This is a genomic window from Pectobacterium actinidiae (assembly GCF_000803315.1).
GTDB classification, from domain to species: Bacteria; Pseudomonadota; Gammaproteobacteria; order Enterobacterales; family Enterobacteriaceae; genus Pectobacterium; species Pectobacterium actinidiae.
This window is the reverse complement of record NZ_JRMH01000001.1, coordinates 2,700,727-2,712,688: the sequence shown is the minus strand read 5'-3', so window position 1 is coordinate 2,712,688 and position 11,962 is coordinate 2,700,727. Positions and strand designations below refer to the sequence as shown.

Here is an 11,962-nt window from a genome sequence, read left to right as displayed (position 1 = left end):
TACTATCGAGTAAATATCATGTTGTTAGTGGATTCCCACTGTCATCTTGACGGTTTGGATTATGAGTCATTGCATAAAGATGTCTCCGACGTGCTGGATAAAGCGAAACGTCGCGATGTCGGCTTCCTTCTGGCGGTGGCGACAACGCTGCCCGGCTATCGTGCCATGGTGGAGTTAATCGGCGAGCGCGATAACGTGGCCTTTTCCTGCGGCGTTCATCCGCTTAATCAGGAAGCCCCTTATGACTATGCCGAGTTGCGTGAGCTGGCCAGCGCCAGCCGTGTGGTGGCGATGGGGGAAACGGGCCTGGACTATTTCTACCAGCAGGAGACAAAAGCCCAGCAGCAGGCGTCGTTTCGTGAACACATTCGTATTGGTAATGATCTGAACAAGCCGGTCATTGTACATACGCGTGCTGCCCGTGAAGATACGCTGGCAATTCTGCGTGATGAGCAGGCGGAGAAATGCAGCGGTGTTCTGCACTGCTTTACGGAAGATTTGATCACGGCAAAAGCGTTGCTGGATATGGGGTTCTATATCTCGTTTTCTGGGATCGTGACGTTCCGTAATGCAGAGGAGCTGCGTGACGTAGCGCGCTACGTGCCGCTAGATAGGATGCTGATTGAGACGGATTCCCCTTGGCTTGCGCCAGTTCCGTTCCGGGGTCAGGAAAACCAGCCTGCGTATGTACGCGATGTAGCAGAATATCTCGCTGTACTGAAAGGCACATCGCTGGAAACTCTCGCTGCCGCCACGACAGAAAACTTCTCCCGCCTGTTTCACATTGATAAGGCTCGGTTGACCGCCGCGCAATAGTGGCTGAAAATAGCCGAGTTTTTTTTATCCGTGTAATTAATAGCGCTTCATAATCCCCTTGATTAGGTTTTTCCTCTTCAGGGGGACGTGTTTTTTAGCGATATATCACAGAAAAGTGCAATATTTGTTCGATCTCAGCCTGTCGGCTTGTGGAAACGTGATAGCAATCAAACATTATGAACACTATTTATTTTACTCTGCGTAAAAATTAAAGGGGGCTAAGACACCCCAACTCGCAAAGGCCATTCTCCCCGTCTTTGCTTATATGAAGTATCAGAAGTAAAAGCACTATTACTCAGGAGCACACTCAATTATGTTCAAGAATGCATTCGCAAACCTGCAAAAAGTAGGTAAGTCGCTAATGCTGCCCGTATCCGTACTTCCTATCGCAGGTATCCTGCTGGGTGTCGGTTCGGCCAATTTTAGCTGGTTGCCTGAAATTGTCTCCAGCGTCATGGCTCAGGCCGGTGACTCGGTGTTTGCCAACATGCCGTTGATTTTTGCTATTGGTGTTGCCCTGGGCTTCACTAATAACGACGGTGTTTCCGCACTGGCGGCGGTGGTGGCTTATGGCATCATGGTTAAAACCATGGCTGCGATTGCACCGCTGGTTCTTAATCTACCGGCTGCCGAGATTACGGCGAAGCACCTGGCGGATACGGGTGTTCTGGGCGGGATCATTGCCGGTGCGATTGCCGCGTATATGTTTAACCGTTTCTACCGCATTCAGTTGCCTGAGTATCTGGGCTTCTTTGCCGGTAAACGTTTTGTGCCGATTATTTCCGGTCTGACGGCGATCGTTATCGGTACGGTACTGTCTTTCATCTGGCCACCAGTCGGCAGTGCGATTCAGGTATTCTCCCACTGGGCTGCGAACGAGAACCCGATGCTGGCATTCGGTATCTATGGGGTCGTTGAACGCTCTCTGGTTCCGTTTGGTCTGCACCATATCTGGAACGTTCCTTTCCAAATGCAGGTTGGTGAGTTCACCAATGCGGCGGGTCAGGTTTTCCACGGCGATATCCCTCGCTACATTGCGGGTGACCCGACTGCGGGTAAACTGTCCGGTGGTTTCCTGTTTAAAATGTACGGTTTGCCAGCTGCGGCTATTGCTATCTGGCATTCAGCTAAGCCAGAAAACCGCGCGAAAGTGGGCGGTATCATGATCTCTGCGGCGCTGACCTCGTTCCTGACGGGTATCACTGAGCCAATTGAGTTCTCCTTCATGTTTGTTGCACCGATCCTGTATGTGATCCATGCGATTCTGGCGGGTCTGGCGTTCCCAATCTGTATCCTGTTGGGTATGCGTGATGGTACAAGCTTCTCCCACGGTCTGATCGACTTCGTGGTGCTGAGCGGCAACGGTAGCAACCTGTGGTTGTTCCCGATTGTGGGTCTGGGCTATGCGCTGATTTACTACACCATCTTCCGCGTTCTGATTGCCAAACTGAACCTGAAAACACCAGGCCGTGAAGATAGCTCGTCTGAGCAAAATTCACAGGACAGCACTGAAATGGCTGCCGCTCTGGTTAGCGCGTTTGGTGGTAAAGAAAACATCACTAACCTGGATGCGTGCATCACCCGTCTGCGCGTTAGCGTAGGCGATGTGGCTAAAGTTGATCAGGCTGGCCTGAAAAAACTGGGCGCAGCAGGTGTGGTTGTAGCAGGTTCCGGTGTTCAGGCCATTTTCGGTACAAAATCCGATAACCTGAAAACCGATATGGACGACTACATCCGTAACCACTGATGTGTTGTTGGGGAGTGGTAAAAAGGGGCGAAAGCCCCTTTTTTTATGGTCAGAATCGCCTTATTCCTCTTCCTGAGATTGCCTTGCGTAAACCACCAGACGCAGATGGCGATCTTCATCGATGGTCAACGACGTATGCTCGAAGGCTTCAGCCTTGCCGTCGATCATCAGTTCCCGCACGCCGCTGCACGGGGCATGTACCTCATGCTGCCGCCACCACGTTTTGAAGTCCGGTGACACGTGTTCCAGTTCGTCCACCAGTTCATGAATATCTGCCTCCTGCGTCGCGCGTGCGAAATCGCGACGAAAACTCGACAGCATTTGTGGAGCCTGTTGTTCCCAGCCGACGAATCGCTCATGCAGTAACGGATCGGTAAACAACAGCCAGAGCAGGTTGCGTCTCTCGGGAGGGTGGGCGTCGAAACCGAAAAGCTGGTTTGCTGGTTCATTGCAGGTCAGCACGTCCCAGCGCAGGTTGAGTATATAGGCAGGATGCGGAGCCAAATCGTGCATCAAACGCCGTACCAGCGGCGGTACTACGCACCACGTCTTACCCGGTTCGGCTGGTGGTCGCTCATGCGCAAGCAGGAACAGATGGCGACGTTCAGCGGCATCGAGTTTGAGCACCCGTGCCAGGCTGTCCAGAAATGCTGCGGACACACCGATATCACGTCCCTGTTCGAGCCAGGTGTACCACGTCAGACCCACGCCAGCCAACGCAGCCACTTCCTCTCGTCGTAACCCCGGCGTGCGCCGTCTTCCTCCGCTGGGCAGGCCCACGTCGGCGGGTGACACCCGTTCACGCCGCGCGCGCAAAAAGGCGGCTAAATCGTGGCGAGTTCTTTCCAATGTCCGCATCGTTTACCACATTGTTTTTAGTAATAGCATAAGTGGTTAAATTGTAATTGTTTAAAAAGGATTTGAGAATGACGGCGTCATCACTTTCGATACGCAAACTCTCGATATGCAAGGAGACACAAGATGAACTCACATTATCGCGCATCGGCACTGCCTACGCCGGCTGTCAATAGTCCACCTTGGCTCGGCTTGTCGGTGCTGTTGATGGCCGGTTTTGTCACGATCTTCGATCTGTTCGTGGTCAATGTGGCTATTCCCAGCATGCAGGCCGATCTGGGTGCTAGCTTTGCACAGATCGGCTTTATCGTGGCGGGTTATGAACTGGCCTTCGGCGTATTGCTGATTACGGGCGGTCGACTGGGAGATGTATTTGGTCGACGTCGCCTGTTTGTGGTGGGCATGGCCGGATTTACGCTCGCCTCCGCGCTGTGTGGCCTCGCACCCCATGCGGGGTTTCTGATTGGTGCGCGTATCTTGCAGGGGCTCGCCGCTGCTTTACTGTTTCCACAGGTTTATGCCTCTATCCGCGTCAATTTCGACGGTAACGATAGCCGCCGAGCTTTCGGCTTGCTGGGCATGACGTTGGGATTAGCCGCCATTGCGGGTCAGGTACTGGGGGGATGGCTGGTGCATGCTAATCTGTTTGAGCTGGGTTGGCGCAGTATCTTTCTTATTAATGTTCCCATTGGCCTGCTGGCTATCGCATTTGCACGATTTATTCCTGAGTCCCGCACGCCGCAGCGCCCTTCGCTGGACTGGACGGGGGTAGCGTTGGTCAGTGTGGGATTGACGCTGCTGTTGGTACCGTTGATCGAAGGCCCAGGGCAAGGTTGGCCAGCATGGAGCCTGTGGATGTTGACCACTGCCACTCTCTTGTTGATGATTTTTCATCGCCAGCAGCAACGTCGACAGCTGGCGGGGTATCTTCCGCTGGTGGATATGCGCCTGCTTGCACAGCGCCGCTTCCTGCTAGGCGTGTTGCTCGTGTTGTTGGTGTATTCCACATCCAGCTCATTTTTCCTGTGTTTTGCTCTACTGGTGCAAACAGGGCTGGGGCTTGATCCTTTCCTCGCGGGCAGTATTTTCGCGCCGTGCAGTGTGGGTTTCGTTCTGGCATCGCTGGCTGCACCACGTCTGGTTGCCCGCTGGGGCACGCCTGCCATCGTCGCAGGGGCGTTAATCTATGCTGTCTCGATCGGCCTGTTGATTATGCAAGTGCAAATAGCGGGGGCGGATCTGGTGGCTGTACGGCTGATCCCTGTGCTGGTGGTGGTCGGGGCGGGTCAAGGTTTCATCATGACGCCGCTGTTGAATCTGGTTCTGGGCTTTGTCGATGAGGCTCAGGCTGGTATGGCATCCGGTGTGATCTCGACGGTTCAGCAGGTTGGGGCGGCGCTGGGTGTGGCCGTAGTGGGGATCCTGTTTGGTACCGTGCTGGCGACAGGCGATGGTGCGGTTGCCCAAGCGAGCGAGTATGTTGCAGCTTTTGTAGCGGGAATGCTCTACAACCTGGTCGCGGCTCTGCTGGTCTGTATCCTGTTATGGATGTTGCTAAGAACGCAGCGGTCATTCAGTTGATAGGACGGTGCGAAATTCTTACCGCAGCGGCGATAGCGTCACTGTTTTCGGGAGCAGGCGGGCGTCTTTCTGGTTTTTACTGGGAGTCGTATTTTAACCACCCGCACCAGAAATAGACGAAGAAGGTTGAAAGAAATGGAATATGTCACTCATACTGCCTACATGACGTCGTTCAACGCCAGCTTTAACAAGGAAATCAATCATGGCTGAAGAAACCATCTTTAGTAAAATCATCCGCCGGGAAATTCCTGCCGATATCGTGTATCAGGATGAACTGGTCACCGCTTTCCGTGACATCGCGCCTCGCACGCCAACCCATATCCTGATTATCCCGAATGTCTTGATCCCTACCGTTAACGACACGGCTCCCGAGCATGAAGCGGCGCTGGGACGTATGGTGACGGTCGCGGGTAAAATTGCGCAGCAGGAAGGTATTGCAGAAGACGGCTATCGTCTGATCATTAACTGCAACCGACACGGCGGGCAGGAAGTTTATCACATCCATATGCATCTGCTGGGTGGCCGCGCATTAGGGCCTTTGCTGGCGAGCTAGAGCTTTTAGAACCAGGTTCGATAGTCATGGGCAGACTGTCGTGCGAGGAAACCACCATGCGAGAACATCATGCGTAACCCGATGCTTTTTCTGTCCGCGTGTTTGATGGCTGGCCTGCTGGCAAGCTGTAGCGCGCCAAAAGTGCTGACTATCAATGAGCGGCAAACGCTGGTATTGGATGCCCCTGTGCTAACGGCCGGTGTTACCGCAGGGAACCCGTCGCTGGATTCAGAAAATGGTCGACTGCGTGCGTCTTCCGTCGTCAGCAACGACGCTTCACACGCGGTGACCGTGCATTATCGTTTCTATTGGTATGATGAAAACGGGCTGGATGTGCTGCCTTTTGAAGAGGTGCAGTCTATTGAAATCCCGCCACAGACGGAAATGACGGTTTTTTCAACGCGCAGCAGTCCCAATGCGTGTCAGGTTCGTCTTCATCTGTTTTTATAATGCTGTGCAGAGAGAGAAAATATGAAAAAGTATCTAGGGGTGATACTGGCGGCATTGGTTCTGACAGGGTGTCCCAGCCGCCCGCCGGAACCGACCGAACCACCTGCGACTATTGAGCCTGTTGAGCCTCAAGTGCCAACTACGCCAACGTCGCCACCGGGGGAATCCGTACCACAGCCGCCCAAAATCCAGACGTTGAACTGGGAAGCCAGCATCAATCCGCTGGTGGCGCAAATGCTGAAAGCCGATGGCGTCACGCCGGGCAGCATCCTGCTGGTAGATAGTGTGAAAAATAACACCAATGGTTCACTGCCGATAGCGAAAGCGACGGGGGCATTGTACAGCGCATTATCTTCCGGTAAGGCGTTTACGCTGGTGCCGCGTGAGCAACTGGCCGCCGCAAAACAAACGCTGGGCCTGTCGGTTGACGATAGCTTAGGATCGCGCAGCAAGGCGATTGGTCTGGCGCGCTATGTCAGCGCGCAGTATGTACTGTACAGCGACGTCAGTGGTGATGTGAAATCGCCACAGCTCGACATGCAACTGATGCTGGTGCAGACCGGTGAAATTGTGTGGTCAGGCAATGGCGCCGTCCAGCATTAAGCAGGCAGGCCTCCACCAACAGCTGACTGTGACGATCCAGAAATATTTCCCGGCCGTGGAGATAGCGGATCTTCGCTTTGAGCTGGTTGGCGGGCTGAGCAGTAAAAGCTGGCGTATCCGTGGCACAGGCATCGAATGGCTTGCGCGTCGGCAATCACCAACCGAGCGGAAAATGGGCATCGATCGCCAGCGCGAGTTTGCTCTGCTGCGACAGATGTCGGCGATAGGTCTCGCGCCACGGCCGCTGCTGTGGCGTGACGGTTGGCTCATTGTCGAGTGGGTGCCGGGGCGCATTGCCACCTCTGATGAGTTCCTGATGATGCTGGCTAATGGTGAAGTGACGCGAATATTGTCTCAGCTTCATTGCCAGCCGCGTAGCGGCCATCCTCTCGATCTCAAAACGCTATTCGCACAGCACTGGCAGTTGATGGATCCGCGACGCCGTTCGCCCGCGTTGTTGCGCGCCCATCATTACTTTCAGCATGCGGCGCTACCGACGCCTTTGGCACTGGCTCCTCTTCATCTCGATGTGCATGCTGAAAACTTGCTGATTACGCCACAAGGAACGGTGTTGATTGACTGGGAATACGCCTCAGATGGCGATATTGCCTTTGAACTAGCGTTTATTGCGCGAGCCAGCAAGATGGAAAGCCTGGCGCAAACGTATTTTCTACAGAGTTACCAGCGGCATCAGCGAGGGTTTTCCGTGAGCCGCCTCCAGCAACAGATGATGCGATGGTTCCCCTGGGTCGATTATCTGGTATTGATGTGGTTTGAGTTACGCTGGCAGCAAACGAAGAGCCCCGAGTTTTTAGCGGACATTCCCGCGCTATATCATCGGCTACAGCTGGGCCACAGGCTTTAGTCAGGCTGACGGTGTAATTCCGATCGTAAAGGGGATAGATGCCGGGGGCTACCACGGTGCGAGGCATCCCAGCGGGAGCCTCATCATCGTGTTTCCCCCTAAATCCATACGTAAGTGACCAACATTAGACTGACCGTTTGGCTTTTGTGGTAAAGGTCATTTTATTAAGCAGCACACTCTAAAGAATGAGGTTTTTGTGGGTCCGGTAATGTTAGATGTCGCCAGCTATGAGCTGGATGCAGAAGATCGTGAAGTACTGGAACACCCGCTGGTTGGCGGCGTTATTCTATTTACCCGTAATTTTCATGATGCGGCGCAGTTGCGCGAACTGGTGCGTCAAATCCGTGCGGCGTCGCGCGAGCGCCTTGTGGTGTCCGTGGATCAGGAAGGGGGACGCGTTCAGCGTTTTCGTGACGGATTTACCCGTCTGCCTGCCGCGCAGGCGTTTGCGGCATTAAATAGCGAATCAGAAGCCCTGCGTTTGGCGGAAGAAGGCGGCTGGCTGATGGCGGCGGAAATGATCGCGATGGATATCGATATTAGCTTTGCGCCGGTGCTGGATATCGGCCACCAGAGTGCGGCGATTGGTGAGCGTTCGTTTCATGCCAATCCAGAGACGGCGTTGGCGGTGGCGCAGAGTTTTATTCGCGGCATGCATAGTGCGGGCATGAAGGTCACGGGTAAGCATTTTCCCGGCCACGGCGCGGTCAGCGCTGACTCGCATAAAGAAACGCCGCGCGATCCACGCCCGCTTGCGGAGATTCGCGCACACGACATGCTGATTTTTAAAGCGCTGATCCAGCGCCAGCAGTTGGATGCGATCATGCCTGCCCATGTGATTTACACGGAGGCGGATCCGCGTCCGGCCAGTGGTTCGTCCTATTGGCTTAAAACGGTGCTGCGTGAAGAGTTAGGTTTTGATGGCATTATTTTCTCTGACGATCTCTCGATGGAAGGAGCCGCCGTGATGGGCAGCTATCCCGAACGGGCGCAGGCGGCGTTGCAGGCAGGATGTGACATGATTCTGGTCTGTAACCATCGGGAAGGGGCGGTCAGCGTGCTAGATAACCTGTCCCCGGTCAAAGCGGAGCAACTGACGCGCTTATATCATCAGGGTTCGTTTTCTCGTCGGGAACTGCTGGATTCGCCACGCTGGAAGCAGGCTAATCAGGCGCTCACATTACTCAGCGAGCGTTGGCAGGCGCATAAAAATGGCGAGAAATAGGCAATTCAGTCTGCGGTGAGGATGAAAGATGATTATCTATTTACACGGTTTTGACTCGACCAGCCCCGGTAACCATGAAAAGGTCATGCAGCTTCAGTTTATTGATGAAGATGTTCGGCTGATTAGCTATAGCACGCTGCATCCGCGCCATGATATGCAACATCTGCTCAAGCAGGTGGATAAGACGATTCAGCAATCTGATGACGATCGTCCGCTGATCTGTGGCGTAGGGTTGGGGGGATTCTGGGCCGAACGGGTCGGTTTCCTGTGTGATATACGACAAGTCATCGTCAACCCTAACCTTTTCCCGCAGGAAAACATGAGCGGGAAAATCGATCGCCCGGAAGAGTATCTGGATATCGCCACGAAGTGCGTGGCGAACTTTCGTGAAAAGAACCGCGATCGCTGCTTGGTGATGCTCTCTCGTCAGGATGAAATGCTGGACAGCCAGCGTAGCGCGCAGACGTTGGGAACGTATTACGAGATCGTCTGGGACGATATTCAGACGCATAAATTCAAAAGCATCTCCCCCCATTTGCAGCGAATAAAAGCCTTCAAAACGCTCGGTTAACTCTGCGTTAGCAATGTTCTGCTAATGGCTGCTGTCGTTCCTTCTGATATCTTTTTGGCGGGGAATCAGGAGGAATGACGTAGTTTATGTACTTTTCTTATTTCATCCAGCGGCGCAGATGCGCACGATTCAGCATTTTCTCTTCGCGTAGATTTCCGCTAATACACTGAAATAAAAATGGAATTTTCTTGCTAAAAATCTGCCCGACAAAATAAATTGATATATATCAATTTTGGTATGACCAAATAACCTAGCGTGCTATTCTTGCAGCAGATATCAGGCTTAACTTACGCGAACCCTATGTTATATAAGGATATTATTCTTTACTCTTTATTAACGATTGGTTCACATTTTAGGGGGTCATTTTGACATCACCAACCAAAAAAATTGTTATTGTCGGCGGGGGAGCTGGCGGACTTGAACTTGCAACAAGTTTGGGTCACAAGCTAGGACGCAAGAAAAAAGCGGAGATCACGCTGGTGGATCGCAACCACAGCCATCTGTGGAAACCGTTGCTGCATGAAGTGGCAACCGGCTCGCTGGACGACGATATGGATGCGCTGAGCTATCTGGCGCATGCCCGCAATCACTATTTCCAGTTCCAACTGGGCATGTTGACGGATATCGATCGTGAACAGCAGCAGATTCAACTGGCTGAAGTGTGTGACGAGCAAGGCGATGTGCTGGTTGCAGCGCGTCGTATCCCGTATGACATTTTGGTGGTGGCATTAGGCAGTGCCTCAAATGACTTCGGTACGCCGGGCGTGAAAGATCACTGTATTTTCCTGGATAACCCGAAACAAGCCCGCCGTTTCCATAATGAAATGCTGAATTTGTTCCTGAAATTCACGGCAAATCAGGAAGAAAAAGAGCGCGTGAACATCGCGATTGTGGGTGGCGGTGCGACAGGGGTTGAGCTGTCTGCGGAATTACATAACGCGGTGAAACAGCTGCATAGCTACGGCTTTGACGGGCTGGATAACCAAACGCTGAATGTGACGTTGGTGGAAGCGGGCGAGCGTATTCTGCCTGCGCTGCCGCCGCGTATTTCAGCGGCGGCACATCACGAGCTGAACAACATTGGCGTCCGTGTGCTGACGAAAACCATGGTGACCAGCGCAGAACGTGGCGGTCTGAATACCAAGGACGGTGAATTTATCGACGCCGACCTGATGGTTTGGGCAGCGGGCATCAAAGCACCGGATGCGATGAAAGAGATTGCAGGTCTGGAAACGAACCGGATTAACCAGCTGGTGGTTGAGCCGACGTTGCAGACGACGCGCGATCCCAACATTTTCGCCATTGGCGACTGTGCCTCCTGCCCGCAGGAAGGCGGCGGCTTCGTACCACCGCGCGCACAGGCGGCCCACCAGATGGCATCACGTTGCCACAGCAATATCATCGCCTTGCTGAACGGGCAAACGTTGAAACCTTACGTCTATAAAGATCACGGTTCGCTGGTTTCGCTGTCTAAATTCAGTACGGTTGGCAGCCTGATGGGGAATCTGATGCGCGGTTCCGTCATGGTAGAAGGGCGGATTGCACGTTTCGTGTATATCTCTCTCTATCGCATGCACCAGGTTGCTCTGCATGGCTATGTTAAAACAGGCTTGATGATGCTGGTCGGTGGGATCAATCGTGTGATTCGCCCGCGTCTGAAACTGCATTAATCCATCGTTGCTGACATCTTTATGATACGGGCATGAACGCTATTTCGTGCCCGTATTTTTTGTCATCGCCAGTTTGGATGCTTTGGAAATATTCTTCTCTTCCCCTCAATGCCTTAATAAGGCTCCTTTCCTGTGCGGGACTTTTGCTTGTCATGCCGTTGAGCATCTTGCTGGAATAACAGTATAAAATGTCGTCCTATTAGCAATTCCAGTTAAGATAATTCCCAAATGGCAGTTTTATGTTACGAATCTGACAGTTTTGGTTAATTAGTCTTATTGCGAGAGCGTGAAACATTGTGCAGACTTTCCACTGTTTACAGATGGCGTAGCACGCACGCCGAAAATTCTGAATGCTGATATTCAGAAGGAACCATCGGATTCATCGCGTTAAACGCGAGTTGGCGTAAAACAAGGTTTACGCCAGGGTTGCAGGTGGGGAATGCGTGAGAATAGATTCGGGAGGTATCCTGTGAACAAATCAATGTTAGCGGGTGTAGGTATTGGTGTGGCTGCGGCATTGGGTGTGGCGGCGGTGGCGAGTATGGATGTCTTTTCCTCTAAACCTCAGTTTGCACAGGTGCTAACAGCAACACCAATAAAAGAAACGGTCAAAACGCCTCGTCAGGAGTGCCGTAATGTGAGCGTGACACATCGTCGTCCGGTGCAGGATGAAAACCAGATTGCTGGCTCGGTACTGGGTGCAGTAGCGGGTGGTGTTCTGGGGCACCAGTTCGGTGGCGGTCGCGGTAAAGATGTCGCAACGGTAGCGGGTGCACTGGCTGGCGGCTATGCGGGCAACCGTGTACAAAGCGGCATGCAGGAAAATGATACGTACACGACGCAGCAACAGCGCTGTCAGACGGTGTACGACAAATCACAAAAAGTTCTGGGTTATGATGTCACCTATAAAATCGGCGACCAGCAGGGTAAAATCCGCATGGATCGCGATCCTGGTACACAAATTCCAGTAGATCGAAATGGGCAATTAATTCTGAATCAGCAGAGTTAACTGATCCGAACGTCTAC

General features: G+C 53.0%; 12 protein-coding genes. 11 read left to right on the top strand and 1 reads right to left on the bottom strand.

What is annotated here, in order from left to right; all coding sequences use genetic code 11:
* Positions 1-18 precede the first annotated feature (18 nt).
* Complete coding sequence (locus KKH3_RS11525) at positions 19-816, top strand: metal-dependent hydrolase (RefSeq protein ID WP_039359625.1); 798 nt, start codon at positions 19-21, stop codon at positions 814-816.
* Between the two features lie 313 nt (positions 817-1,129).
* On the top strand, positions 1,130-2,563 hold the full coding sequence (gene ptsG, locus KKH3_RS11520) for a PTS glucose transporter subunit IIBC (RefSeq protein ID WP_039359622.1): 1,434 nt from the start codon (positions 1,130-1,132) through the stop codon (positions 2,561-2,563).
* 60 nt (positions 2,564-2,623) lie between these two features.
* Here ptsG and KKH3_RS11515 read toward each other — a convergent pair whose 3' ends face one another.
* Positions 2,624-3,421, bottom strand: coding sequence for a helix-turn-helix transcriptional regulator (locus tag KKH3_RS11515; protein ID WP_039359618.1), 798 nt, complete (start codon positions 3,419-3,421; stop codon positions 2,624-2,626).
* 123 nt (positions 3,422-3,544) lie between these two features.
* Here KKH3_RS11515 and KKH3_RS11510 point away from each other — a divergent pair, with 123 nt between their 5' ends.
* The 9 genes from KKH3_RS11510 (at position 3,545) to KKH3_RS11470 (ending at position 11,945) form a co-directional block, all read left to right on the top strand.
* Positions 3,545-4,999: an MFS transporter gene (locus tag KKH3_RS11510; protein ID WP_039359615.1), complete on the top strand. Its 1,455-nt coding sequence runs from the start codon at positions 3,545-3,547 to the stop codon at positions 4,997-4,999.
* 202 nt (positions 5,000-5,201) lie between these two features.
* Positions 5,202-5,552 (top strand): purine nucleoside phosphoramidase, encoded by a 351-nt coding sequence (gene hinT / locus KKH3_RS11505; RefSeq protein WP_039359612.1) that lies wholly within the window; start codon positions 5,202-5,204, stop codon positions 5,550-5,552.
* 69 nt (positions 5,553-5,621) lie between these two features.
* A complete protein-coding gene (locus KKH3_RS11500) occupies positions 5,622-6,002 on the top strand; it encodes a YcfL family putative periplasmic lipoprotein (protein ID WP_039359609.1) in 381 nt (126 codons plus the stop codon).
* A 21-nt stretch (positions 6,003-6,023) separates the two neighbouring features.
* Positions 6,024-6,605: a penicillin-binding protein activator LpoB gene (gene lpoB, locus KKH3_RS11495; protein WP_039359606.1), complete on the top strand. Its 582-nt coding sequence runs from the start codon at positions 6,024-6,026 to the stop codon at positions 6,603-6,605.
* Positions 6,586-7,470, top strand: coding sequence for a thiamine kinase (gene thiK, locus KKH3_RS11490; protein ID WP_039359604.1), 885 nt, complete (start codon positions 6,586-6,588; stop codon positions 7,468-7,470). The genes lpoB and thiK overlap by 20 nt, the downstream gene beginning before the upstream one ends.
* A gap of 196 nt (positions 7,471-7,666) precedes the next feature.
* Positions 7,667-8,695, top strand: a complete 1,029-nt coding sequence (gene nagZ, locus KKH3_RS11485) for a beta-N-acetylhexosaminidase (RefSeq protein ID WP_039359601.1) — start codon at positions 7,667-7,669, stop codon at positions 8,693-8,695.
* Between the two features lie 28 nt (positions 8,696-8,723).
* On the top strand, positions 8,724-9,266 hold the full coding sequence (ycfP, locus tag KKH3_RS11480; protein WP_039359598.1) for an alpha/beta hydrolase YcfP: 543 nt from the start codon (positions 8,724-8,726) through the stop codon (positions 9,264-9,266).
* Positions 9,267-9,631: 365 nt separating this feature from the next.
* On the top strand, positions 9,632-10,936 hold the full coding sequence (locus tag KKH3_RS11475; protein WP_039359595.1) for an NAD(P)/FAD-dependent oxidoreductase: 1,305 nt from the start codon (positions 9,632-9,634) through the stop codon (positions 10,934-10,936).
* Positions 10,937-11,405: 469 nt separating this feature from the next.
* A complete protein-coding gene (locus KKH3_RS11470) occupies positions 11,406-11,945 on the top strand; it encodes a glycine zipper 2TM domain-containing protein (protein ID WP_039314289.1) in 540 nt (179 codons plus the stop codon).
* Positions 11,946-11,962: the final 17 nt, after the last annotated feature.

Coding starts and splice junctions, on each gene's coding strand:
- KKH3_RS11525 (WP_039359625.1), top strand. CDS start 19: ATGTTGTTAGTGGATTCCCACTGTCATCTTGACGGTTTGGATTATGAG.
- ptsG (WP_039359622.1), top strand. CDS start 1,130: ATGTTCAAGAATGCATTCGCAAACCTGCAAAAAGTAGGTAAGTCGCTA.
- KKH3_RS11515 (WP_039359618.1), bottom strand. CDS start 3,421: ATGCGGACATTGGAAAGAACTCGCCACGATTTAGCCGCCTTTTTGCGC.
- KKH3_RS11510 (WP_039359615.1), top strand. CDS start 3,545: ATGAACTCACATTATCGCGCATCGGCACTGCCTACGCCGGCTGTCAAT.
- hinT (WP_039359612.1), top strand. CDS start 5,202: ATGGCTGAAGAAACCATCTTTAGTAAAATCATCCGCCGGGAAATTCCT.
- KKH3_RS11500 (WP_039359609.1), top strand. CDS start 5,622: ATGCGTAACCCGATGCTTTTTCTGTCCGCGTGTTTGATGGCTGGCCTG.
- lpoB (WP_039359606.1), top strand. CDS start 6,024: ATGAAAAAGTATCTAGGGGTGATACTGGCGGCATTGGTTCTGACAGGG.
- thiK (WP_039359604.1), top strand. CDS start 6,586: ATGGCGCCGTCCAGCATTAAGCAGGCAGGCCTCCACCAACAGCTGACT.
- ycfP (WP_039359598.1), top strand. CDS start 8,724: ATGATTATCTATTTACACGGTTTTGACTCGACCAGCCCCGGTAACCAT.